17 protein-coding genes and 1 tRNA gene are annotated in these 25,978 nt (G+C 53.0%); 5 read left to right on the top strand and 13 right to left on the bottom strand.

Annotation, left to right across the window (positions count from 1 at the left end):
* Nucleotides 1-27 precede the first annotated feature (27 nt).
* Nucleotides 28-798, top strand: coding sequence for an ABC transporter ATP-binding protein (locus tag L855_RS19790; RefSeq protein WP_159790652.1), 771 nt, complete (start codon nt 28-30; stop codon nt 796-798).
* Here the strand turns inward: L855_RS19790 and L855_RS19785 are convergent.
* On the bottom strand, nt 795-1,877 hold the full coding sequence (locus L855_RS19785) for a phosphotransferase (protein WP_246199173.1): 1,083 nt from the start codon (nt 1,875-1,877) through the stop codon (nt 795-797). The genes L855_RS19790 and L855_RS19785 overlap by 4 nt on opposite strands.
* A gap of 346 nt (nt 1,878-2,223) precedes the next feature.
* On the opposite strand from L855_RS19785, the gene mutY reads away from it, so the two are divergent.
* The gene (gene mutY, locus L855_RS19780; protein WP_246199165.1) at nt 2,224-3,324 is read left to right on the top strand and encodes an A/G-specific adenine glycosylase; all 1,101 of its coding nucleotides are present in this window, start codon (nt 2,224-2,226) and stop codon (nt 3,322-3,324) included.
* A 79-nt stretch (nt 3,325-3,403) separates the two neighbouring features.
* Here the strand turns inward: mutY and L855_RS19775 are convergent.
* The 5 genes from L855_RS19775 to rpaB all read right to left on the bottom strand — a co-directional run bounded on the left by L855_RS19775 (nt 3,404) and on the right by rpaB (nt 8,238).
* A tRNA-Leu gene (locus L855_RS19775) sits at nt 3,404-3,485 on the bottom strand.
* An 87-nt stretch (nt 3,486-3,572) separates the two neighbouring features.
* Nucleotides 3,573-4,160: a hypothetical protein gene (locus tag L855_RS19770; RefSeq protein ID WP_159790650.1), complete on the bottom strand. Its 588-nt coding sequence runs from the start codon at nt 4,158-4,160 to the stop codon at nt 3,573-3,575.
* A 43-nt stretch (nt 4,161-4,203) separates the two neighbouring features.
* Complete coding sequence (locus L855_RS19765) at nt 4,204-5,898, bottom strand: glycosyltransferase family 39 protein (protein ID WP_159790649.1); 1,695 nt, start codon at nt 5,896-5,898, stop codon at nt 4,204-4,206.
* A 712-nt stretch (nt 5,899-6,610) separates the two neighbouring features.
* Nucleotides 6,611-7,267: a cofactor assembly of complex C subunit B gene (locus tag L855_RS19760; RefSeq protein WP_159790648.1), complete on the bottom strand. Its 657-nt coding sequence runs from the start codon at nt 7,265-7,267 to the stop codon at nt 6,611-6,613.
* A gap of 242 nt (nt 7,268-7,509) precedes the next feature.
* Nucleotides 7,510-8,238 carry a response regulator transcription factor RpaB gene (gene rpaB / locus L855_RS19755; RefSeq protein WP_068787930.1) on the bottom strand — a complete coding sequence of 243 codons (729 nt, stop codon included), beginning with the start codon at nt 8,236-8,238 and terminating at the stop codon, nt 7,510-7,512.
* 193 nt (nt 8,239-8,431) lie between these two features.
* Here rpaB and radA point away from each other — a divergent pair, with 193 nt between their 5' ends.
* Both radA and L855_RS19745 read left to right on the top strand, forming a co-directional pair.
* Nucleotides 8,432-10,150, top strand: coding sequence for a DNA repair protein RadA (gene radA / locus L855_RS19750; RefSeq protein ID WP_159790647.1), 1,719 nt, complete (start codon nt 8,432-8,434; stop codon nt 10,148-10,150).
* Nucleotides 10,151-10,288: 138 nt separating this feature from the next.
* Nucleotides 10,289-16,729, top strand: a complete 6,441-nt coding sequence (locus L855_RS19745; RefSeq protein ID WP_159790646.1) for a PAS domain S-box protein — start codon at nt 10,289-10,291, stop codon at nt 16,727-16,729.
* On the opposite strand, the gene L855_RS19740 is transcribed toward L855_RS19745, so the two are convergent.
* From L855_RS19740 to L855_RS21260, 5 genes are all read right to left on the bottom strand, one after another.
* Nucleotides 16,726-17,688 (bottom strand): FTR1 family iron permease, encoded by a 963-nt coding sequence (locus L855_RS19740; RefSeq protein WP_159791212.1) that lies wholly within the window; start codon nt 17,686-17,688, stop codon nt 16,726-16,728. The two genes, L855_RS19745 and L855_RS19740, sit on opposite strands and share 4 nt — an antisense overlap.
* A gap of 121 nt (nt 17,689-17,809) precedes the next feature.
* The gene (locus tag L855_RS19735; RefSeq protein WP_159790645.1) at nt 17,810-18,244 is read right to left on the bottom strand and encodes a ferritin-like domain-containing protein; all 435 of its coding nucleotides are present in this window, start codon (nt 18,242-18,244) and stop codon (nt 17,810-17,812) included.
* A 99-nt stretch (nt 18,245-18,343) separates the two neighbouring features.
* A complete protein-coding gene (locus L855_RS19730) occupies nt 18,344-19,078 on the bottom strand; it encodes an alpha/beta fold hydrolase (protein ID WP_159790644.1) in 735 nt (244 codons plus the stop codon).
* Between the two features lie 317 nt (nt 19,079-19,395).
* Nucleotides 19,396-20,520, bottom strand: a complete 1,125-nt coding sequence (locus tag L855_RS19725) for a hemolysin family protein (RefSeq protein ID WP_159790643.1) — start codon at nt 20,518-20,520, stop codon at nt 19,396-19,398.
* A gap of 111 nt (nt 20,521-20,631) precedes the next feature.
* Nucleotides 20,632-20,769 (bottom strand): hypothetical protein, encoded by a 138-nt coding sequence (locus tag L855_RS21260; protein ID WP_192925050.1) that lies wholly within the window; start codon nt 20,767-20,769, stop codon nt 20,632-20,634.
* A gap of 189 nt (nt 20,770-20,958) precedes the next feature.
* Between L855_RS21260 and rimO the strand changes: the two genes are divergently transcribed.
* Complete coding sequence (gene rimO, locus L855_RS19720) at nt 20,959-22,287, top strand: 30S ribosomal protein S12 methylthiotransferase RimO (protein WP_159790642.1); 1,329 nt, start codon at nt 20,959-20,961, stop codon at nt 22,285-22,287.
* 155 nt (nt 22,288-22,442) lie between these two features.
* Here the strand turns inward: rimO and tkt are convergent, their stop codons facing one another.
* Together tkt and fabF are read right to left on the bottom strand one after the other, a co-directional pair.
* Nucleotides 22,443-24,449: a transketolase gene (tkt, locus tag L855_RS19715; RefSeq protein WP_159790641.1), complete on the bottom strand. Its 2,007-nt coding sequence runs from the start codon at nt 24,447-24,449 to the stop codon at nt 22,443-22,445.
* A 160-nt stretch (nt 24,450-24,609) separates the two neighbouring features.
* Nucleotides 24,610-25,869 carry a beta-ketoacyl-ACP synthase II gene (fabF, locus tag L855_RS19710; RefSeq protein WP_159790640.1) on the bottom strand — a complete coding sequence of 420 codons (1,260 nt, stop codon included), beginning with the start codon at nt 25,867-25,869 and terminating at the stop codon, nt 24,610-24,612.
* Between the last annotated feature and the right edge of the window lie 109 nt (nt 25,870-25,978).

Genomic DNA, 25,978 nt, shown 5'->3' with positions numbered 1-25,978 from the left:
GTTGGCTCGATTGTATCTGGATTTGCTATGTCTTTAACTCTTGACCGCGTTTCTCTGACGACGGCTTCAGGGCGCTTGACGCTGCTTGAGGAGATTTCTCTACAACTGACGTGGGGCGATCGCCTGGGACTGGTGGGGATTTCGGGGGCAGGAAAATCTCTGTTGTTGCGGCTGTTGAATCGGTTACAGGACCCGACGACGGGGAGGATTCTCTGGGGCGATCGCCCGTTGGGGGAACTTCCTGTTCTGGAGATACGCCGTCAAATTGTTTTGGTTCCTCAGGAGTCGACGTTATTGGGGATGACGGTGATCGAGGCCATGGCCTATCCCCTGAAATTACGGGGGGTGGGGGCAGCAGAGATTCAGCGACGGATTGACGAGTGGTGCGATCGCCTGAAAATTCCCTCGGATTGGTTGCCGAAGACGGAACTGCAATTGTCTCTCGGACAACGCCAATGGGTAGCGATCGCCCGGGCCTTGGCGACGGAACCGCAGGTTCTCTTACTCGATGAACCCACCTCCGCCCTCGATGTGGGCCGGGGGGAGATGTTAATGGGCCTCCTCTCGACGCTGACTCAGGAGCGATCGATGATTCTGGTGATGGCAAATCATCAATTGGATCTGGTGCGTCAGTTCGCCTCCCAGGTGTTACATCTACAAAGGGGACGCATGGTGACCTATTGTTCAGCGACAGACTTGGATTGGCTCGGACTCCATCAAGATTTTGTCGCGGCCCGTCAACGGGTTGATGAGGAATGGAACCTCGATCATGATGAGGGTTCCCCTACGTTGGGTTAGAACAGTCCCCAGTCGGGAGAACGCAGCAGTTTGAGTTGTTCGAGGCGTTGGCTGAAATAACTGTTGTCCAGACGACTGTGGTTGTCCATCATGGCGTTGTTGACGGCGATCGCCCAACTCCAGAGATGGGCTGCTTGGGTGAGGGGTTGAAACATCTCTGTTTCGATGGGTTCGAGGGGGCTAACGCTCTCATAGCCGACGAGGAAGGCATCGCGAATTTTACGACTAATGCCGGTTCGCAGAGCAATATGGAGGAATTTGGCCACATCGAAGGCCCGCCAGCCATAGCCGCATTGGTCAAAATCAAAGAGGGTCACCCGACCATCGGGAGTAAAATGGGCGTTGCCACTATGGGGATCTCCCCAGCAAATGGTCCAGTGGGGTTCGGATTGGGGTAGGGCTTCTAGGCGGGCTTTGCTGTCGGCGATGGTCTGGTTGAGATAGTCGCGATCGCAGGGACGATGGGAGAAGAAGGGGGAAATCACATGCAACGAGCGATCGAATAAATACTCTAAGGAGAGGGGTTCTCGATGATAGCGACTGCGAAAGAGATGGGCCGCTTCATGGATGCGGGCTAGGGTTTCCCCGAGGAGATAACTTTGGGTGGGGTTGACATCTCCTAGGGGCACTTCCCCTTCTGCAAAGACAAATAGGGCTGCATAACGTTCTCCTTCGGGGGCGTTAATTTCTACTGCGAGGCGATTATCGGTCGTTCTTAGGGGATAGGCGATGGGTAAACAGCGATCACGACAGAATGAGAGAAATTCTAATTCAAAATAGACATCCGAACGGCTGCGCCAGTGGTGATGAGAGACTCGCAAAATATAGGAGCGGGTGATGGTTTGCACTAAGTAGACATCACTTAATCCCCGGTTCCAAAACTGACAGGAGATCACTCGCTCAATGTCATAAGATGACAAAACGTCTGAAATTAGGGCCTGAGGGGAAAGGCTGGAATAGATGGTGGGGAAGGTGGGGCGATCGCTGCCTAACTGAGAACCCCGATGGGGGCGCATCACAGGAACTCGGTGAGCATCAAGTGACTGAAGCCTAGTGGGTGCGGGATAGAGTTGCATCATGGTAGGTGAAGAGAAAAACACTATTCAGTTGTGATGTGAAAGCTGTGGCGACCCATTTAAAAACCGTGGAATGCCTAAGTCATATTTTAGATCAAACTGCTCCAAATTGATGGTTTAATTTGCCTCCCTCTGCCGTAGGCTTAAACCTGATTTATCACTACCACTGTCGCTTATTTTGTCAGAATATCTTGACACAAAAAGTCAGGATAAATTGATGTGAATTGTAACTTTGGAGACAGTTTTATAGAAAAGGTTGCAGTACCAAGACCCAAGGCTGAGGTGATAAGCCGGGGCCAAGATCCTTTAAAATGACAGGGTTTGTAATCACGGTGATGGAGGAATGGGGGTGCATTCGAGACAATTCAGCGATGCTCAACGACACCAGTTACGGCGATCGCTGCTGGAGTGGTATCGTCACCAGGGGCGATCGCTTCCCTGGCGAGATCACCCCACCCCGTACCGAATCTGGATTTCGGAAGTGATGTTGCAACAGACGCAAGTGAAAACCGTTCTCCCTTACTTTGAACGGTGGATGCAGCAGTTCCCCGATGTCCAACGTTTGGCCCAAGCCGACTTACAAACGGTTCTCAAAGCCTGGGAAGGATTAGGCTACTATGCCCGGGCCCGCAACCTGCACCGAAGTGCCCAAGAGATTTGCGATCGCCATCATGGGGAATTTCCCCAAAGCTATGATGAGGTATTAGCTCTTCCCGGAATTGGTCGCAGTACCGCTGGAGCAATTCTTAGTGCTGCGTTTGCCCAACCTCAGCCCCTACTCGATGGCAACGTTAAACGAGTCTTAGCCCGACTGATTGCCCTAGCCGTTCCCCCGTCCAAAGCCTTAACGGAACTGTGGGATCTCTCGGGTCAACTTCTCGATCCTCAAAACCCCCGAGACTTCAACCAAGCCATCATGGACTTGGGGGCCACCTGTTGCACCCCCAAAAATCCCGCTTGTCTACTTTGTCCCTGGCGGCATGAATGCCAAGCCTATCAAACCCATACTCAACACGATCTTCCCATGACTGAATCCCGTTCACCCCTACCCCACAAAGAAATTGGCGTGGCCGTAATTTGGAACGATCGCCAACAAATTCTGATTGATCGCCGTCCCGAGGAGGGTCTCCTGGGGGGCCTGTGGGAGTTCCCTGGCGGTAAACTCGAAGCTGGTGAATCGTATCCCGACTGTATTCGCCGCGAAATCCAAGAAGAACTGGCCATTGATGTGGAAGTCGGCAATCACCTAATTACCGTCAGCCACGCCTACAGTCACTTCAAAGTCTCTCTCCATGTCTATCACTGTCGGCATCTATCGGGAGAACCCCAAGCCCTCGAATCCCAGGAAATCCGCTGGGTAAGGTTAGATGAACTCGATGAGTTTCCCTTCCCCAAAGCTAACAGCAAGATTATTGCCGCCCTGCGAGAGGCGGATACTCAGAAGGATTAACCGCCATAAGGGAACCCCGGCTTGGGGGAAGCCGGGGTTGGGGGTATTCCCGTTGCGGGAATCTTTTTTAATTATACAATGCGGACGAAAGGACTTGAACCTTCACACCTTGCGGTACTAGAACCTAAATCTAGCGCGTCTACCAATTCCGCCACGTCCGCACGAAATTTTCGCTTTGGTATTCTAGCACAGTGCAACGCCTAAAGGCAAGAGCCATGGCCCCTAAATCATCGAAGCGCCCGAACTGACTACAACATAGGACTTTCCGTCGAAAACAGTTCCTCTTCCAACTCCGACTCTTGAACCGGGCTGGGTTCAATGACGTAGGGGAGAGCCGCACCGTCTAACCCCCGTTTGATGTGCATGGGGGTTTCTTCAAAGAGAACAAACAGGGGAAAAATTCGTTGAGCGGCTTCACTGTAAATGTGACGATAGCGATAGGGCATGACCCATTCATAGCCGCGATCGAGCAACACTTGAGTTTGTCGCCAGCGTAGCAGTAAATCCGAGAAGTCTTCCTGAGGGCGGTGAATGAGGATGAAAATCTCGACCCCGACTTTCACCTGCCAATCGGGTTCACACATGATGATTCCCAACTCACAGGGCAAACACACCGTTTCTCCGGCACGAATATCTAGGCCACTTAAACCCCGTTGACTGAGGGGTTCTCGTAACCGCACCAAGGGGAAGGGCAGTAAAATTAGGCTCTCGTCTGGCCGCCGCAGACTGGGAATCGCCTCTAGGTACGGGCGATGTTGTCGCAGCAACTCCAGAGTGTCTGGCGTGTCGCAATAGCGAGCGATCGCGTTTTCATAAGAGGATTTTTGAACAAACATAGTTAAATCGGGTGCAGGCCCTAGGCTCTCCTTTCTATTCTAATCAGACTCCAGGATGCTGACAGTGATACCGTTGGTAGGGAATCCCGAGACGGTAATACTCATCGGGGATGCGATCGCACCCTAACCCTTGACGCAGTAGCTGTGGCGGATATTCGGCTTCCCGTAATCCTGGGGCGATAATCCATAAATCCCATTCAGCGGCCGAGGAGGGGGTGTCTGGGACTTCGACTGAGTGGGGCAGTTGGGCCAGATGCTGCCAGGTTTGTTCATAGCCCTGTTGACGACTGAGGAACGCCATCTGAGTTGGGGGAGGGAGTTCGAGGGCAAAACTTAGCCCTAGGGCGATTTCTTGGCTGTTTTCATAGCCGATAACCACTTCTAAGGGAATGGAGGCCGATCGCGTCAGTTGTTGGGCAATGTGACGGGGCTGATAGGGTTTCTCAAAGGCGAAACCGGAAATTACTACGAGGCTACTGATTAGGCCGACCACCAGGGCGATCGCCGGAATTTTCCGGGAGTCATGGCGGCTGAGAGCAGCAGCCACTAAGGCACAGAGGCTGGGATAATAGACAAAGTGATAGCGTGGGGCGACTGTGATATCTTTCCCGAAGCCATAGACGAGGATGGCAAATCCGAGCAGCGTCCAGGCAGTGACGAGGAGAAACAGCAGTAGCGGTAGGCGGCGGGATTTTTCAGACCACAGCCGTTGTCCTCCCTGCCATGTCATCCGGGCCAGCCAGGCGGTGATGCCCAGCATGGCTAGTCCACTGGGGATGGCGATCGCCCAGGGTTGTTGTTCGATGGGAAGGGTAACCCACATCACCACCCAACTGGCTAGGGTTTGCCCCAGGGGGGCGAGATGATCCGTCCAACTGGGTTCAAAGGGTTGGAACCAGTCGGTTTCTGAGCGTTGCAGATGTTGACTCAGTTGAGAGAGCCAGGGGAGAAAGAGCAAGCCCGGCAGCGTCAACGTTATCAGATCTGCCAGGTCCGATTTGGAGAAGCGGTGAGACGTTGGCGTTGATGAGTGAGTCCAACTGAGACGGTTCCAGCCCAGACGTAGGGTGATATAGGTTGCCATTTGGGCCAGATAGGCGATCGCCATGAAGTAATGGCTATAGAGACCGATACTATGGCATATCACCCAGAGGGGACGAGTGCCAATGTTGAGGGGGCGATCGCCCAAACGGCGACGAATCCAAGACAGCAAGGCCCCTAAACTGAGACTAATCAGCAGCAAGGGTAGGGTATAGTGGCGGGCTTCTTGAGAGAGATAGACGGCAAAGGGAGACACCGCCACCAATCCTGCTGTTAGGAGTCCGGCTTGGGGGGATAGGGCCAGCCGATTGAGCCAGTACATGGCCCCAATGAGCAGTACGCCAAACAGGGCCGGCAGCGATCGCAACTCATCGGCCAAGGACAATCCTAGGGGGGCTAACAGCCGCAACCACTGCTGAAGCCAGCAGAAAAACAGCGGCGGATGGGTGGACTCACGGGCGAGGGTTGTGGCAATCTCACGGCAACTGGCATCGGGGTTAAGACTCAGATGCACAGGCAAGTCTGAGACGGAGAAAAACTGACCCTGAGGAATATCGGCCATCTCTCGCCCGAAGCTAAAGATGGCGGTTAGCACTTCATCGAGCCATAGGGCTTTGTCCCCCAGGGTAAGCAGCCGTAATAGGCTTCCTCCGAGGAGTAGCAGCAGGAGTCGAGTGTTGACCCGAGAGGGTTTCATGGGGGAGAAGGCAGTAGGCAGTAGGCAGTAGGGAAAAACAGGCAGTAGGGAAAAACAGGCAGTAGGGAAAAACAGGCAGTAGGGAAAAACAGGCAGTAGGGAAAAACAGGCAGTAGGGAAAAACAGGCAGTAGGGAAAAACAGGCAGTAGGGAAAAACAGGCAGTAGGGAAAAACAGGCAGTAGGGAAAAACAGGCAGTAGGGAAAAACAGGCAGTAGGGAAAAACAGGCAGTAGGGAAAAACAGGCAGTAGGGAAAAACAGGCAGTAGGGAAAAACAGGCAGTAGGGAAAAACAGGCAGTAGGGAAAAACAGGCAGTAGGGAAAAACAGGCAGTAGGGAAAAACAGGCAGTAGGGAAAAACAGGCAGTAGGGAAAAACAGGCAGTAGGGAAAAACAGGCAGTAGGGAAAAACAGGCAGTAGGGAAAAACAGGCAGTAGGGAAAAACAGGCAGTAGGGAAAAACAGGCAGTAGGGAAAAACAGGCAGTAGGGAAAAACAGGCAGTAGGGAAAAACAGGCAGTAGGGAAAAACAGGCAGTAGGGAAAAACAGGCAGTAGGGAAAAACAGGCAGTAGGGAAAAACAGGCAGTAGGCAGCAGGCAGTAGGCAGTAGGGGGGAGAAGGCAAGCTCGCAAGAGGGGAACCCACCCCTGCCCCTCCCAGGAGGGGAAAGACGTAAGGGCGTACCGTAAGTGGCTAGGGACTGGGGAATCTAGTTTTGACTCGTTGTGCCAGAGTGACGTTGTAGGGTGTCCGACAACTTTTCGGCAATTCCGGCAATCCAGGTTTCATCTTGTTTGGTGTAACTGCGCGGTGCGTTGGCTCCCAAAATCATTAACCCTTTGGCGCCAATGGGTTGACAAATTACTCCTTGTGTGTTAATCGGTAAATAATTAAATTCAATGCGACCGGGGTAGAGGTCTAGTTTGACGAGATAGATGGGTTTTTGGGTTTGTAGGGCCCGTTGGGCGATCGCCCCTAACTCCACGGTGGTCTGTTCTGCCAAAATGCCACGGCGCATGAGGACTCGTCCCTGATACCACACCACTAGGGTTTTGGTGACGGTGTTGGTTAGTAATAACTGAGAAGACCAGGCTAACTCCCGCTGCACGGTTTCGGGTAGGTCTGAGGCTAATTCTAATCCTTCTTCGCCCTGCAACATGACTGAGTCTGGGAGTTTGGGTTGTACCCGTTGCCAGAGTAATCCCGTCAAAATTAGGACAGCACAGACAATCGCCCCTAAGACATCGGAACGCACTTGCCAGGTGGTTAGGTTGTCGGTTAAGAGACGATTCACAAGTAGTAGAGTCCCGCTGAGAGACCCCACTACAATGGGCAGTTGTCGTAATAGGGCGTTGGTGTCGGACATGGGGAACAGGGGAGAAGAACGCAGTAGGGGAGAAGAAGGCAGTAGGCAGTAGGCAGGAGGGGAACCACGTAGGGGCAATCCCTTGTGGTTGCCCGAGGACACAGAGGTAGAGGAGGGGGAGGGGAAAGCTTGCCTATTGCCTATTGCCTAGGGCATCCACCACTTCGACTATCGCTCAGTGACCAGGGCGCGCCCCTACGTCTTTTCTGTTCCCTGTTCCCTGTTCCCTGTTCCCTCCTCCCCTACTCTTCTCCCGGTTCGATGATGCGTTGGAAAAGATACCCGGTTCCTCGGGCAGTGAGAATTAACTCGGGGTTGCTGGGGTCTTCTTCGAGTTTGGCCCGGAGTCGGGAGATATGAACATCTACCACACGGGTATCCACATGACGTTCGGGGGTATACCCCCAGACTTCTTGGAGAATTTCGGAGCGGGAGAAGGGTTCCCCAGAGCGGCTCACTAGCAACTCTAATAAACTAAACTCCATCCCCGTTAGACGGATGCGCTCATCGCCTTTATACACCTGGCGTTTATTAGTGTCTATGCGGATGGTGTTAACTTGGATGACGCCAGAACTGGGGATGCCCGTACTATTGATTTTATCCACTCGTCGTAAGACCGAGCGAATCCTGGCTTCAAGTTCTTTGGGCGAGAAGGGTTTGACCACGTAGTCATCAGCCCCTAACTCTAGGCCCGTGATGCGATCGGCCACATCCCCGAGAGCTGTCAGCATGATAATGGGTACATCGGACTCCTTGCGGAGTTCCTGACAAACACCATAGCCATCGAGTTTTGGCATCATCACATCTAACACCACCAAGTCGGGTTGACTGTCGCGGAAGGTGTCGAGTGCTTCTTCACCATCAGCCGCTGTCACCACATCGTAGCCAATCATGGCGAGGCGGGTTTCTAGAATGCGACGGATGCTGGCTTCATCATCAACAACGAGAATTTTTTCTTTTTGACTATCCAATGTCCTTCAAGCCTCTTAAACGAACCTTTGTTTTGATAAAGTTGGTTACCGTACACTATAAGATACTACCCCATCGGAGTTGAGAATCAAGTTGAAATCCTGTCTAGGGTTATCTTTCAGGGTTTTGTGATCAGTTCTACTACTCTCAGGATGACTGAGGGTGGCTGCCCCTGTCCCCACTCACTGCGTCATTATGGCAAAGCCTCGTACGATTTATGTCTGTCAGGAATGTGGTGCTGAGTTTCCTCAATATTTTGGTCGTTGTACGAACTGTGGGGCCTGGAACTCGTTAGTGGAAACGGAACCGGTTGAGGCGCTAACGACGACTCGTCCGGCGAGTGCGGTGGCATGGAACCGTAACCTCGGCGTTACGCAGGGGGAAAAGCCGGGGGGACAACCTCGGGCCTCGATTCGCTTATCGGAAATTGCTGAGGCTTCGGTGACTCGGATCTCATCGGGGTATGAGGAACTCAATCGTGTTCTTGGGGGTGGGATTGTTCCGGGATCTTTGGTGTTGATTGGGGGAGAACCGGGGATTGGTAAATCAACCCTGTTGCTGCAAACGGCCAGTGGTTTGGCCCAACGGTTGCGAGTGCTGTATGTATCAGCGGAGGAGTCGGGACAACAGATTAAGTTACGGGCCCAGCGACTCCTGGATGGCCATCCTCATGTTGAGGCGTCTGAGGCGGCTGAGGGGGAGTATGTAGAGGGACAGGCGGGGGATTCACGGTTGCGGTCCCCGCAGGCTTCACGATCGCCCTCGGGGGGGAGGGTGCGCGAATCTAACTCACCTCAAGGGGGAGAGGCTGGCTTGGGGGAGGGGTCCCTGGCGGTGGAACCGAACTTTTTTCTGTTGCCGGAGACGGATTTAGAGGCGATTTTACGGGAGTTGGAGTCATTAAAACCAGATTTTGCGGTCATTGATAGTATTCAAACCATTTATTTTTCCTCCCTAACGTCGGCACCAGGTTCGGTGGCTCAGGTGCGTGAATGTACGTCGGCGTTGATGCAGGTGGCAAAACGGGAAAATATCACGCTGTTTGTGGTGGGCCATGTGACCAAAGATGGCTCGATCGCCGGGCCAAGGGTGTTAGAACATTTGGTGGATACGGTGTTGTTTTTTGAGGGCGATCGCTTCGCCAGTCACCGGATTCTGCGATCGATGAAAAATCGTTTTGGGGCAACCCATGAGATTGGGGTGTTTGAGATGATTGCCAATGGGTTGCGGGAGGTGTCCAACCCCTCGGAACTGTTTATGGGAAGTCGGGATGAGACGGTTTCAGGGACCTGTACGGTGGTGGCCTGCGAGGGGACGCGGCCGATTTTAGTGGAGTTACAGGCCCTGGTGAGTCCCGCTAGTTTTGGCTCCCCTCGCCGCAGTGCGACGGGAATTGATAGTAATCGCTTACAACAGATTTTGGCGGTGTTGGAGAAACGGGTGGGGGTTCCCCTGTCTAAGTTAGATACCTATTTGGCCTCGGTGGGGGGGATTCGTGTGGAGGAACCGGCGGCGGATTTGGGAGTGGCGATCGCCGTGGTGTCAGGGTTTCGCGATCGCCTGGTGGACCCCCATACGGTTCTGATTGGGGAGGTGGGATTAGGGGGACAGGTCCGCCAGGTCTCTCAATTAGAATTACGGTTACGGGAAGCAGCTAAACTGGGATTCAAACGGGCTATCATTCCTAAAGGACAAAACCCCCCTGAGTTAGGCTTAACCTTAATTCCCGTGGCCCGAGTCTTGGATGCTATCTTGGAGGCAATTCCCTCGGCATCTACAGCCTCCCCAATGGCCCTTGAGGCGGGGGAAGATTCCTCAAAGTTTAGCCTTCCTCCCTTAGATGCGGTGGATGATGAGGAGGAGTGGGATGATGATTTAGCGAGTCCCGGTGGTGCGGAAACCGACCTCTTCTAATGTTCCGATGTCTAATGCTCTGATGTCTAACGTTCGTCAGTGGTTTTGCGACGGCGGTTTTACAACTTGTCCCCCCGAGGGGTCATGGCGTTTTGTGAACCTTAACCTCATGGCCAATCCCTGTCCTGTTGTTTTGCGATGCCAACTGAAGTCTTCATGATCTACGTGACCGTATTGGCTCTGATGCTCGCGCAAGACTCCTGGCTCGGGGCCTTGGGGGTGGGAACTCCTGGACTGCTCATTGGCTCCCTAGGATTGACGGTCTTGGGGGGAGTCCTGGCCCTGGGGGCGCTGCATCTACGTCAACGTCAGAATTCTTCCCTCTCATCCCGTCCCGAGTCTATTATGATCCCTGCCACTCCAGATGACCCCATGTCAGAGTCTTTGTCTGCTCTGCAAAAACTGCGTCTGTTTGTCGAACAAAGTTCGATCGCCGTGATTGAGTGGGACTGTAATTTTTGTGTAGTAGCCTGGAATCGGGCGGCTGAAGTCATGTTTGGGTACGGCCAAGCTGAGGTGTTGGGAAAACACGCCAGTGAGATTCTCATCCCCGAAACGGATCGCTCCCATGTCGATGAAGTTTGGTCAGCTCTCTTGCAACAAGCGGGAGGCAGTCGCAGTACCAACAGCAATGTCAATCGAGATGGAGAGCTGCTCTGGTGTGAATGGTACAACACCCCGATTGTGAATCGCCAGGGAGAAGTGATTGGGGTGGCCTCGTTAGTGCAAGATATTACCCAACGACGACAGGCAGAAGAGGCACTCCATCAAGCCTATGCGGATTTAGAGGCTCGGGTTCGCGATCGCACGGCTGAACTGTCCCAAGCCAACGAACAACTGACCCATGAAATCCAGGAGCGGGAGCGCATTGAAGCCGAGCGTTCTGAGTTTTCGGCCCTGTTGCAAGCGACCTTTGACTCGACAGCGGATGGGATTGTGGCGGCGGACCAAAACTTAGAAATTATTACCTATAACCGTCAATTTCAAGAAATGTGGGGGTTGCCGAGTTCCCTGCTGGCGAAACGGGATGGGTTGAAAGTTCTAGGGGCCATTGAACCGCTCCTGTGTGATCCTCACGCTTTTAAACAACAAATTGATTCTCTGTTAGAGCATCCTGAACAGAAGAGCTTTGATCAAGTTCGCCTCAAGGATGGACGGGTGTTTGAGCGGTATTCCCAACCCCAGATTATCGGCGATCGCATTGTTGGCCGGGTTTGGAATTTTCGTGATGTGACGGAACGCCAACGCACGGAGGAGGGATTACGCTTAACCCAGTTTGCGGTGGATGCTTGTGCGGATCTGGTGTTTTGGCTCGACCGTGAGGGCAATTTTACCTATGTTAATGATGCCGCCTGTCAGGTCTTAGGGTATAGTCGCTCCCAACTCCTGTCCCGACGCATTTTTGACCTTGATCCGACCATGACGCCTCAGCGGTGGGACGAGCATTGGCAAGGGTTGCGAGAACGGTCTTCGTTACAGTTGGAAGCCTTCCATATTGCGGCGGATGGGGAGAAAATTCCCATGGCGATTACGGCGAATTATGTGCATTTAGGCGAGACGGAGTTGAATTGTGCCTTTGCGCGGGATAGTCGCGATCGCGTGCGCACAGAGACGGCCCTGCGGGAGAGTGAACAACGGTTTCGGGATGTCTCGGAGGCGGCTGGGGAATATCTCTGGGAGGTTGATTTAGAGGGCCGTTATACCTTTGTCAGTGATCGCGTACTGACGGTTAAAGGCTACCCCTCGGCTCAAGTCTTAGGAGAAACCCTGTTTAAGTTCATGGTCGTTGAGGATATCCCCAAGGTGCAACGGGTTCTAGACCAAGCCATCCTAGAGAGGAATGGGTTTAAGGTCGAACACCGCGATCGTCTCCCCGATGGGACGGTTGTCTGGGAGGAAGTCAATGGGATTCCCCTGTTGGATGAGGAGGGAAATGTCAAAGGCTTTCGCGGTGCGGGTTTAAGTATCACCGAACGCAAGCAGAATGAAGAAAGCCTGCGTCGTCAATTCCTGGCCATTGAGTCGGCCATGGATGGGATTGCTCTGCTCAACGCCGATGAAGGGACCTATCTCTATCTCAACCAAGCTCATGTTGAGTTATTTGGCTATGACCGTCCTGAAGACTTAATGGGTCAAACCTGGCATCGTCTCTACCCCCTAGAAGAAATCACACGCATTGAAGAGGAGATTTGCCCGATATTGGAGAGCGATCGCCATTGGCGCGGGGATATTCTGGCGCAACGTCGAGATGGAAGTCTCTTTTGGGAGGAAATTTCTCTATCCTTGACGGAAGATGGCTTATTAGTCTGCGCCTGTCGGGATGTCACTGAGTCTCGCGGTATGTTAACGGCGTTGCAAGAGAGTGAGGAACGCTTCCGACAGCTCGCTGAGAACATTGATAGTGTGTTCTGGATTAGTGATCCCGAGACGTTGCGGATTCTCTATGTGAGTCCCGCCTATGAACGATTGTGGGGCCATTCAGCCACTGAACTCTATGAAAATCCCAGGAAATTTATTGAGGCGATTCACCCCGAGGATCGCGATCGCCTTGCGGCTGACTTAAGAAACCCGGTTTCAGACCATTACAGTCGGGAATATCGTCTGCTCAACTCCGATGGAACCTTACGTTGGATTCGGGCCCGCGCCTTCCCGGTACGAGATCAGGCTGATCACATCTATCGCATTGTGGGAATTGCCGAGGATGTCAGTGATATCAAATTAGCCGAAGCGGCCCTAGAACGACAACTGCAACGGGAACGTCTCTTCTCGATGATTTCCCAACGCATCCGTCAATCCCTGGATATGGAATCGGTGATGCAAACCTCCGTCGAAGAGGTGCGGGAGTTTCTGCATACGGATCGGGTGGTACTGTATCAATTTAATGCCGATTGGAGTGGCCAAATTGTTGTCGAATCCGTTGAACCCGGCTGTTTGCAACTGTTGAACCGCACCATTGAAGACCCCTGTTTCCGGGGGAATTATGTGAACTCCTATCGTCAGGGACGTATTAGTTCCATTGACGATATTGAGGCAGTTTCCCTCGATGAGTGTCATCGCAATTTATTGCGTCAACTTCAGGTTCGGGCCAATCTCGTGGTTCCTGTGGTTCTTAACCAATGTCCCCAGGACAACCCATCTGGGGAAGAACGAGGTCAACTCTGGGGCCTGTTGGTGGCTCATGAATGTCGTCAACCCCGGCCTTGGCAAAGCTCGGAAATTGAGTTACTCCAACAACTGAGTGTCCAGGTGGCCATCGCCATCGGCCAATCCCAACTCTATACTCAGGCTCAGGCGGAGGTGATGGAACGCCAACAGGCTGAACAGCGGTTGCGGGAGAGTGAAGCCACGATTCGCTCCCTCTATGAGGTGACGGCGAATCAGAATTTAGACTTTGAAACCCGTCTTGACCAAGTGGTGCGCATGGGGGCGGAACGCTTCAAGATGGATATTGGCACCATTGGCCGGGTTGATGGCGATCGCTATGAACTGTTATCGGTTTATATCCCAGACCGGGCCCTGATTCCCCCGGTTCCAGGGGATAGTTTTAATCTTGCCGAAACCTTTGATGGCATTCTCCTAGACGAAATCCGCCGGCATCAGGATATCAGCTATATTTTAGCCATCGAACATATCCAAGATTCCCCCTGGCAAGATGGGGGAGGCCATCGTTTGCGTGGCTTGCAATCCTATTTTGGGGTGGCGATTCTTGTCAATGGGGATGTCTATGGAACTCTCTCGTTTTGCTCACCTCAACCACGAGCTGCGGGTCTCTTTTCTGATGCCGATTGTGAGCTATTGCGCTTAATGGCTCAATGGGTTGGGGGCGAGATTGAACGCCATTCCGCTCAAAAAGAGGTACAACGCTCCTTCAAACGAGCCTTGTTGTTGCGCACCATCACCCAGGATATCCGCTCCAAACTAGATTTGCAGGAGATTTGCCAAACGACTTGTACCCTGTTGGGGGAAACCCTTAAGGGCGATCGCTGTCTGTTGTATGCCTATGATGAGGAGCCAGAACCCCATGCCCCGATGATGGCGGAATATCTCAGTGAGGGGACGGCCTCGACGATTGGCCTAAACCTCTCGGTGATTGGCAATCCCCATCTTGAAAAGGTCTTGAGGAGCGATCGCGCTATTCCGGTTAGTAATGTGTTTGAGGACCCGGTTCTCAATACGCTGGCTTCCCTATCCCGAGAGATTTCCCTTAGATCGATGTTGGCGGTTCGCACATCCTATAAGGGGCAGGTGAATGGCTTAATTGTCTTGCAACAGTGCGATCGCTTCCGTTATTGGACGCAAAGTGAGATTGAGTTAGTTGAGTCAGTGGCGGATCAGGTGGGGATTGCGGTGGCTCAGGGGCGACTGCTTGAACAGGAAACTCGCCAACGGGAACAACTGGCAGGGCAAAATCTGGCCCTGGAACAGGCCCGTCAGGCGGCAGAGGCGGCGAACCAGGCCAAGAGTGAGTTTTTGGCCACCATGAGCCATGAAATCCGCACGCCCATGAATGCGGTGATTGGCATGACCGGTTTATTGTTGGATATGGATCTGACGCTGGATCAACGAGATTTTGTCGAAACCATCCGCACCAGTGGCGATGCCCTGTTGACAATTATTAATGACATCCTGGATTTCTCGAAGATTGAGGCCGGGAAGTTGGATCTCGAAGAACATCCCTTTGAGTTACGCACTTGCGTCGAGGGGGCGTTGGATCTGTTGGCGTCACGGGCGGCGGAAAAAGGGATTGAACTGGCCTGTTTTATTGAACCGTCGGTTCCTCACAGTGTCATTGGGGATGTAACGCGGCTGCGCCAGATTTTGGTGAATCTCTTGGGCAATGCCATTAAGTTTACGGCTCGGGGTGAGGTGGTGGTGTCGGTGGCGGCTTCACCGCTTCAGGATGATACGCTCTCGGCGACGATGGATATTGATCAGAAGCATCCCACCCATCAAATCCAAATTTCTGTGCGAGATACGGGAATTGGTATTCCTCAAGAACGCTTAGATCGTCTCTTTAAACCCTTTAGTCAGGTGGATGCCTCCACCACTCGGGAATATGGGGGGACGGGTTTGGGATTGGCGATCGCCCAGCGACTGTGTCAGTTGATGGGGGGGCGGATGTGGGTTGAGAGTGCGGTGAATGTGGGATCGACGTTTGCCTTTACCTTTACGGCCCGGGTGATCGCCCTCTCCCGTCTGCGAGATCTCACCCAAACTCAACCGGATTTACAGCGAGCGCGCATTCTTGTGGTGGATGATAATGCCACCAATCGGCAGATTCTGGTTCGCCAAACTCAATTCTGGGGAATGCAGCCCTTTGCGGCGGCCTCGGGGGCGGAGGCGTTGGTGTTACTAGAAGATGGGGCGCGATTTGATGTGGCAGTGTTGGATATGCAGATGCCCCAGATGGATGGGTTGACGTTGGCTAAAAAGATTCGTCAACGGCCCGAAGGGGTGGAGTTACCTTTGGTGATGTTTACCTCCATTGGTAAGCCGGAGATTCGTCGGGATTATGAGAGTCTCAATTTTGTGGCATTCCTCAATAAGCCCATTAAACAATCCCAACTCTATGATGTGCTGGTGGCTGCCCTGGGACAACCGGCGGCGAAACCGACAAAATTGACGCCTCCTAAGCCTGAACTGAGGTCAGTGGGTGTGTCGAATCTCCGGGTTCTGTTGGCTGAAGATAATGCCATTAACCAAAAGGTGGCGTTACGGATTCTCGAACGTATGGGCTATCGTGCTGAGGTGGCTGCCAATGGGTTAGAGGTGATTGGGGCCTTGCACCGACAACCCTATGATGTGATTTTGATGGATGTGCAAATGCCGGAGTTGGATGGGTTGGAAACAACGCGTCGCATTGTGGAGGATGCGGCTACGTTCCCGTTCCCGAAACCCCGGATTATTGCCATGACAGCCAATGCCATGCAGGGCGATCGCGAGGCCTGTTTGGCGGCGGGGATGGATGATTATGTGAGTAAGCCGATTCGAGTCGAGCAGTTGGCTCGGGCCTTGGCTCAATGTAGCCCGATATCTCAGGAGATTATTCCAACAACAGGGGAGATCATTCCGCCAGCGGCTCCGACTCCAGTTGAGGAGACTGTTACGATTGTGACCCCCCCTAACCCTGTCTCCGTTCCGTCTGAGCTGGATGAGGAGATGCCGGTGTTGAATCCTGAGGCGTTGGATTCTCTCTGGCTGCTGGTGGGAGAGGATGATTCACAAATGTTTTTGGAGGTTATCGAGAGTTATTTGGAGGAGGTGCCACAATTGCTGTCGGAATGCTCCGAGGCGATCGCGGATCAGGATAAGGTTCGGGTGCAACGGCTGGTTCACACTCTCAAGTCCACCAGTGCGACTCTCGGGGCGACGTTACTCTCTCAAGCCTGTTCGGATTTTGAACAACGGGCCTTGAAGGCGACGGCGGCGGAACATCAACAGAGGCTCACCCGCTTGTTAAATGAGTATCAACCGGTGAGACAGGCGTTACTCAACTTGCGAGAGCAGACTCGCCAAAAGGTCAATTCTCAGAAGGCTGAGGGTGGAGATAGTCCGGGATCAGATGCGGTGATGGGTTAAGGTTCGGCTTGACGGGAAGGGCTGGGTTTGGCTGAGGGCGTGCCTCTCAAACTCTGGAAGTAGAGCCACCCCGCAGTGGCCAGAAAACTGACATAGGCGATGGCTTGGGCGACATAGAGGCGATCGCGATAGCCGAAGAGGGTTTTTAAGATGATTCCGGGAAATTCTTTATCGGGTAAGATGGCGTGGGCATCCCAGACGAGGCCTCCTAATACGCAAGAGGCACTATTGACATCGCACCAATTGGCAAATTGCGGTTGTAGCTGGGCGAGCGCGTCCACGGCTCCATTGATGTGTTTCAGGGCGGAGATGACTAACCCGGAGACAATCAACAGCAGCAGAATTCCCATGACTTGGAAGAACTGACGCACATTGATTTTGACGCCAGTGCGAAACAGCAACAGCCCTAATCCTGCTGCACCGGCTAATCCGGCCACGGCACCTAGGGTGGGAACCCATCCCTGCTGAAACTTGGCCAGAATAAAGACAACGGTTTCAAAGCCTTCTCGTAAGACAGCAATAAAGACGAGACTAAACACCCCCCAAGCGGCGGCATACCCTTGGGTTAGGGATTTTGCTGGGTCTGAGCCTTGGGCTAGGGCTGACGTCACTGCGCCCTCGATTTCTCCTTTGAGCGATCGCGCCTGTTGGGTCATCCACAGTAACATCCAACTGAGCATCAGAATCGCAATAATACAGAGCGTTCCTTCTAATAGGGGTTCCACGATGGGCGTATAGGGATGCTGAGAGCGCCGAATAGCTCCCATCCCTAGATAAAATAGCCAGCCCACCAAGGCACTCGCGCCAATTCCTGCCCCAACTCCGGCAAACACCCAACGGTTAAGTTGGGGTTGCGCTGCTTTTTTCAGACAGGATAGAACAATCCCCACCACAAGGGCCGCTTCAAAGCCTTCTCGTAAGGTAATGACGAAGGTGGGGAGTGCAGCCGTCAAATCCAGAGTCATGGGCGATCGCGATAGCTAGCGGTTGGGTCGAAGGGGTCTTTCGGTCATTATAGGCCGGGTTCGGCTGGAGTCTGGGTTGACCGCCAAGGAGGGGGATTGTCCAGACAGTTGCTGACTAGCTAAAATCCCGAAGCATTTTCTTCAACTCGATGGTATGGAGTTCTTCGGTGCCGATCATGCCTCGGGCATATTCCTCTAGGTAAACGCTGGCATTTTCCACGGTTCCTAAGAGTCGTTTGTACATATCCAAGGCCGCTTGTTCGTGGTTCAAGCTTTCATTGAGGAGATTTGAGACAGAGTGTTGATAACTTTCTTCAATAGGGGCGATACGTTGGCTGGGATGTCCACCAATTCCGGTCAGAATTTCTCCGGCTTGCTGGGCATGAAGCAAGGACTCGGTGGCTTGGGCTTTGAAGAAATCGACGATGGGAATGCGATTTGGGCCGGTAACCATTAGGGAGTAGTGGGTGTAACGCACCACCCCGGCTAACTCGAACTCCATAATGGAGTTGAGAAGTTCGATGGTTTTTTCGAGATTGAGGTCTTTCATGAAGGCTAAGGTTACAGTAATTGAGTATCACACTCCTTTAATGTATCGCAGGAATTTCTTGCAATTGTCAAGAAACTCAGAGGTTTGTCTGTGCCGGGATCAGGCGACTTGAGAATGGAGAAAGCACGTCTGAGCGTGGTATTGCCAAAAACTACGGATGCGATCGCCCACGGAACTGGGGTCAAAATAATGGAAGACATGGGTATCTCCGGGATGCTCCCAAAGGCGATCGCCCCGTTTGAGCCAGGGCATCCAACCTTGGAGTTGTCGCCGGTCCACAATGGTATCACCGCGACTACCACAAACGAACAGAGGTACGGCCACTCCTCCTGGGGTGATGCGATCGCGGGTGTAGAGGGAATGGGCTGAGGGCGATCGCACTAAGTCGGCTTCTAAAATCTTAATCCCCAATTTCGTATCTTCCCAAGAACAGGACCCGATGATTGACCGCACCATCTGCGCTAAGAGCATCTCGCGGCTACAGGGCAACAGTTGACGTTGGACATAGTAATGAGCTTGCCAATCGACGGCGGGGTGGCAGCCGACGCCCAATAAGCTGAGGGATTTGACCCGTTCGGGATAGCGGCGACTATAGAGTAGGCCTAATGTGCCTCCGGTACTATGGCCAATGAGATGAACCGGCTGGTTGAGATCGCACAAATACTCATGCAATAGGTTTAGGGCCACTTCCAGAGAGCTTGGCTCATCAGCGGTTTGGCAATATTCCCACTCGGCCACCACCATGGTTTTGGAGAGATATCGCATCAGGGGACGGTGAAACCGCCGCCAACTTGGGTTGGGGTTGAGCCAGATGACTTGAGGACTGTTGGACATGGCACGACTACACAAAAGAACTGGGTGAGTGATTCTCAGACGAATCGCAGCCACTATTACAGCTTATTGAGAATTACCTGCAATAGTGCTGGCTTTAGCGTAGCAGCTACTGCCACCTTTTGAGAAAGATTGGCAATAATTTTAGATAGATTTATTTAATCTCATTGAATTTTAGGATTAGCATTCTCAATAAATAGCGATGGATGCTCGGCAAGTATGCTAGGGTTGATTTGCCGGAAACGCCTATTATTGCAGGAGTTAACCCGTTCGACGGGGTAAACTCCCTGGTAGTCCTGTTTGAGCGTTAATGACAGTACCTAGGGCGATCGCCCCTCGGGAAAGTTTGGAGAATCTGAGGGGGCCGGGGGCCTCAATTTTTTGGCCCGTTCCAGGCGGCTGAGAAAATCACTTTCATCGTAAATCTCGCCCACCAGTTCCTCTAGGATGTCTTCGAGGGACACCAACCCCACGGTTCCCCCATACTCATCGACGACAATGGCTAGGTGTAGCCGCTGTTGCAACATCTCCTTAAGTAAATCGGCTACCCGTTTGGTTTCTGGGATATAGACGGGGGAATCCATAATCGTCGTGACGCGATCGCCGCCTCCCTGGGGGTGCGATTGCAGATGTTGCAATGCTCGTTTGAGGTGAACAATTCCTAAAATGCAATCTTTAGACTCTTCCTGTACTGGAATCCGAGAATAGCCCGTTTCCAAGCATAAATCCACCAATTCTTGTAAGGTGGCATCATAGGCGATCGTGCGCATTTCGATCCGAGACTTCAGCACATCCTTAGCGCTTAAACTATCGAGCATCAACGCCTTATTAAGAAGTCGATGTTTATGAAAATCTAATTTCCCCTTCCCGCCCAACACCTCAATCATCAAGTGTAAATCTCGTAACGATTCTCCCTCTTGAGATGACTTTGACGTAAATCGCTTTAACGCAAACTGGGTAATCGCTTCAAACAGTTGAATGATCCGAAACAGAGATAAAACTTGAGAAAGCCAATAAATTGGACGAACAGTGACTAGAAATATAGGAAGAACATAATTGATCGCTACAGACTTAGGAATAATTTCCCCAAACGTCAAGACCAAAAAAGTAATGACTGCTGTTGCAACTCCAATCCCTCGATTTCCCAGCCAAATACTAAATAAATTGCTTGTTAAAATCGCCGATAGGTTGTTGACCAACGTATTACCAACCAAAATAGTGATAATAAAACGAGGTTTATTTTCTAGTAGACTATTTAATACAAATCTAGGGCGATTTGGCTCTTGAATTAACGAGCGAATCTGAAAATCAGTTAAAGCCGTAAGTGCAGTTTCAGAACCAGAAAAAAATCCAGACAAGAGCAAAGTTAAGCCCAAAACTGCAATATCAAGCCAGAGACTTCCTAACAGCGGTGAGATATCAGAGGTTGCAACAAACAAGGACATGAACGACGATTCAACAAGCAACATTACAACGAGTCCAAAACAAGAGAAACCCTGGCTTGTCCAACAACAAAACCAGGATTTCTCAAAGATATCCTCTCAACGGGTGGGAGATTATCCGGCATATGCAGTCTGATAGGCCCACCAGAGCAAGAACGCAATGCCGCCGAGGATGAGAACTGAGGACAGTGCGATCGCCACAGGGGTATCCGCACCTTTGAACTTCATGATGCCACGATTGAGATCAGTCATAATGCAGACTAGAGGTAAACCTGTACAACGTCTCGTATTAGGGACCGAGGATGAGCGTAAACGCTTTCGCGAATAAAACGCTCCACCCCAGTGTTAGTGTAGTATAAGTGCGTGTGGCCCAACCACAACCGGTCACAGCAAATCTCTGAAGTCTTGGCTGTCCCCTCAATTCCCCTTACAACTCAATCTATGTCTGGTACCCCCACCATCGCCGTCTCTCATCTCGGCTGCGAGAAGAATCGTATCGATACTGAACATATGCTCGGCTTACTGCTACAAGCCGGCTACAGCATTGACGCGAACGAAGATTTTGCCGATTACGTCATCGTCAACACCTGTAGCTTCATCCAAGCGGCGCGGGAAGAGTCGGTGCGAACCCTCGTTGAACTAGCCGAAGAGGGCAAAAAAATCGTCATCACCGGCTGCATGGCCCAGCATTTCCAAGAGGAACTCCTCGACGAAATCCCCGAGGCCGTCGCCGTCGTCGGTACTGGGGACTATAACAAAATTGTCGATGTCATCCAGCGGGCCCAGCAGGGAGAGCGGGTTAAAGAGATCTCGGCGAACCCCACCTACATTGCCGACGAATCCACCCCCCGCTATCGCACCACCAACGAAGGCTTTGCCTATCTACGGATTGCCGAAGGCTGCGACTATCGTTGTGCCTTCTGCATTATTCCCCATCTGCGGGGCAACCAGCGATCGCGCCCCATTGAGTCCATCGTTGCCGAAGCCAAACAACTGGCTGAACAAGGGGTTCAGGAACTGGTCCTCATTTCGCAAATCACCACCAATTATGGGGTTGACTTATATGGGAAACCCAAACTAGCGGAACTCTTGCGAGAACTGGGCCAGGTGGATATTCCCTGGGTGCGGATGCACTACACCTATCCCACGGGAATTACCCCAGCGGTGATGGATGCCATCCGTGAAACCCCTAATGCCCTGCCCTATCTGGACTTACCCCTACAACATTCTCATCCTGACGTTCTCAAGTCCATGAACCGTCCCTGGCAAGGGCGAGTGAATGACGAGATTATCGATCGCATCAAAGCGGCTCTCCCCGAGGCCGTCTTACGCACCACCTTTATTGTGGGCTTCCCCGGTGAAACCGAGGAGCAATTCCAGCATCTGGTGGAATTTGTCAAGCGTCATGAATTTGACCATGTGGGGGTGTTCACCTTCTCCCCCGAAGAAGAAACCCCGGCGTTTTCCATGGAGAATCAAGTTCCTCAGGAGGTGATGGACGAACGGCGGGATATCCTGATGTCGATTCAGCAGGGAATTTCCCAAAAACGCAATCAACAGCAAATTGGTAAGGTGGTTGATGTTTTGGCTGAAGAAGTCAACCCACGAACTGGCCAATGGATTGGGCGATCGGCCCGTTTTGCCCCTGAGGTGGATGGGGTGATCTATGTGGAGGGTTCTCCTGAGGCTCTGCCGCAATTGGGAACTCTGGTTTCGGTGAAGATTATCGATGCCGATGCTTACGATCTCTATGGGGAGACAGTCAGCTAAGTCCTCTATCCCCTCGTTTGTCCTCGTCCCCCCCTCTGCCCTGGGGGAGGCTCCGCCTCCCGTCCACAGGCGGTAGAGCCTCCCAGAGCCCGTGTCACGGCTTGAGCCATGACACGAGCAGGGGCAGAAGAAGGGAGGCAGGAGAGCCGGAAACCCTAACCGAGAACCGCTTTGGCTTTGGCCAACACGTTATCCACCGTGAAGCCAAATTTCTCCATCACCGTTCCACCAGGAGCCGATGCACCAAAGGTATCGACACTTACCATGTCGCCCTCAGCCCCCATATAGCGTTCCCAGCCGAAGCGAGTCCCGGCTTCCACCACTAAACGCTTCGTAACCGCTTTCGGCAACACAGACTCGCGATAGGCCGCATCTTGCTCCTCAAACAGTTCCCAAGAAGGCATCGACACCACGCGCACCTTCTTCCCTTCAGCGGTGAGTTTTTCCGCCGCATCGATGCAGAGAGAGACTTCACTCCCCGTACCGATGAAAATCATCTCAGGTGTGCCATCACAATCAGCGGCAATGTAAGCACCCTTCGCCACATTATCAGCCGTGCTGGCAGCCAAGTTGGGGACATTCTGACGGGTGAAGGCAATCAACGTCGGACGCTTGCGATTTTGCACCGCCACTTTATACGCACCGGAGGTTTCATTGCCATCCGCTGGACGAATCACCACTAAGTTAGGAATCGCACGCAGGGAGGCGATGGTTTCTACCGGTTGGTGGGTGGGGCCATCTTCACCAAGGGCAATGGAGTCGTGAGTCATCACATAGATAACCCCCGCTTCCGACAGGGCCGACAGACGAATGGCTGCCCGCATATAGTCGGCAAACACGAGGAAGGTGGCACAGTAGGGGATTAAGCCGGAGTTGTGCAGGGCAATCCCATTACAAATCGATCCCATGCCATGTTCACGCACCCCAAAGCGAAGGTTGCGATTTTCATAGGTGCCTTTTTGGAAGCTACCGGAACATTTGAGTTCCGTTAAGTTGGAGTGGGTTAAGTCCGCAGAACCGCCGATGAGTTCCGGCAGGTTGGGGGCAAGAGCATTAAGAGTGGCTTGGGAATGCTTCCGGGTGGCGATGCCTTTGTCGTCGGGGGTGAAGCTGGGTAAGTCAGCATCCCAACCTTGGGGAAGTTCACCCTTGAGCATCCGATCGAAGTTAGCCGCCTCTTCGGGGTACTTGCTGCGATAGGTTTCTAAGGTAGCATTCCAGGCTTGTTCGGCTTCAGCACCGCGATCGATGGCTTTGCGGAAATGCGCCAGGGCATCGTCGGGAACCTCAAACGGCTCGTGGTTCCAGCCTAGGTTTTTGCGAGTGGCTTCGATTTCGTCGCCACCGAGAGCCGCCCCGTGAACACCGGCGGTGTTGGCTTTATTGGGGGAACCGTAGCCGATGGTGGTAGTGACTTTGATGAAGGAGGGTTTGTCGGTGACTTTTTTGGCTTCGGCGATCGCCTTCTCGATACTATCGAGGTCGGTGTTGCCGTTTTCGACGTGAATCACGTGCCAGCCGTAGGCTTCAAAGCGTTTGGCGACATCTTCGGTGAAGGAGATATCCGTGGACCCATCAATGGAGATGTGGTTATCGTCGTAGAGGGCGATGAGTTTACCCAGGCCCAGGTGTCCGGCGAGGGAACAGGCTTCACCGGAAACCCCTTCCATGTTGCAGCCGTCACCGAGAATGGCGTAGGTGTAGTGATCGACGATCGCCGCGTCGGACTTGTTAAAGCGGGCGGCTAGGTGAGCTTCAGCCATGGCCAAACCCACGGCATTGGCAATCCCTTGTCCTAGGGGGCCGGTGGTAACTTCGACGCCAGGAGTTTCAAAGTTTTCGGGGTGTCCGGGAGTGCGAGAGCCCCATTGACGGAACTGTTTGATGTCATCAATGCCAACACTGTCATAGCCGGTTAGGTATAACAGGGCATATTGCAACATACAGCCATGGCCGGCTGAGAGGACAAAGCGATCGCGGTTAAACCACTGAGGATTTTTGGGGTTAAACCGCATGAAGCGATCCCAAAGCACAAACGCCATCGGCGCGGCTCCCATGGGAAGTCCGGGGTGTCCAGACTTCGCTTTTTCCACGGCATCAATCGCGAGGAAGCGAATGGAGTTGATGCAAAGTTCTTGAAGTGATTGGGTGGCGACTGCCATAGTTTCTACTATTAAACGATTGACTGGACGAAAAGGTGTGAGGTGAAGGAACTCGCGAACGATGAGACGAACCAAACGCCCTCACGAAATTGTCCCCATCATCCCACTATGGGGATCGAGGGGCAAGAGGCAGACTCGTATAGAGCCAGAGGTTCAGGCCCTAGCGATATTTCTGAAAGGCTAGACAGACGTTATGCCCGCCAAAGCCAAAGGAATTAGACAGGGCGACATTTACCTCTCGTTCCCGCGCCTGGTTGGGAACATAGTCTAAATCGCAATCGGGGTCGGGATTGTCGAGGTTCACCGTGGGGGGGATGCGATCGTTGGCGACGGCTAAGACGGCGGCCACCCCTTCAATCCCACCGGCACCGCCGAGGAGATGTCCGGTCATGCCTTTGGTGGAACTGATGGCGGCTTTGCGGGCGTTGTCTTCCCCTAAGGCCGCTTTCATGGCGGCGGTTTCCGTGCGATCGTTGGCGGTGGTACTGGTTCCGTGAGCGTTGATGTAATCCACCTGCTGGGGTTGGAGGTTGCCATCTTTGAGGGCCAGTCGGATAGCGCGGGCGGCCCCGTCTCCTCCAGGAACCGGAGAGGTCATGTGATAGGCATCGCAGGTCATCCCATAGCCAACCATTTCGGCGTAGATGGTGGCGCCGCGACTGAGGGCGGTTTCCAATTCTTCGAGAATTAGCACCCCTGAGCCTTCACCCATGACAAAGCCATCCCGCTCGGCGTCGAAGGGACGGCTGGCCCGTAGGGGGTCATCATTGCGGGTAGAGAGGGCTTTAGCGGAGGCAAACCCCGCTACAGAGAGTTGGGTGATGGCGGCTTCGGCCCCACCACAAATCATGGCTTGAGCATAGCCCTGTTGAATGAGACGGAAGGCATCACCGATGGCGTTGGAGCCGGCGGCGCAAGCGGTGACGGGGCTGGAGTTGGGCCCTTTGGCTCCCGTATGGATGGCCACGAGTCCTGCGGCCATGTTGGCAATCATCATGGGAACCGTGAAGGGACTGACTCGGGAGGGGCCCCGTTTCAGTAGCACTTCGTTTTGGTCTTCCATGACCTTGAGTCCGCCCACCCCGGTTCCGAGCATGACACCGACCTGTTCTGCGTTGAGGTCATTGATTTCCAAACCGGCATGGGTAAGGGCTTGTTTGCTGGCGGCTACGGCAAATTGAGCGAACCGGGCCATCCGCTTGGCATCTTTGCGATCGATGTACGCATGGGGGTCGAAGTTTTGCACTTCTCCGGCAATGCGACAGGCGTAGTCCGCTGGATCAAATAGGGTAATGGGCCCGATGCCGATTTTGGCGGAGAGCAGTCCCTGCCAATAGTCATCTACGGTTTTCCCGATGGGCGTAATCGCCCCGAGTCCCGTGACAACAACACGTTTGCGCTGGGTTGAGGATTGGGTCATGATGTCAGTCAGTATCGAGGGAAGGTCGAACCCGACGAAGTACCAAAATGGATAGTTTTATAAGGTCTCAACAGAGATGGCAATAGACGTTTAATAATGGACGGTTGAT

Source organism: Sodalinema gerasimenkoae IPPAS B-353 (genome assembly GCF_009846485.1).
GTDB classification, from domain to species: domain Bacteria; phylum Cyanobacteriota; class Cyanobacteriia; order Cyanobacteriales; family Geitlerinemataceae; genus Sodalinema; species Sodalinema gerasimenkoae.
Note: the sequence above shows the minus strand (reverse complement) of the source record. Positions and strands in the feature narration are given on the sequence as shown.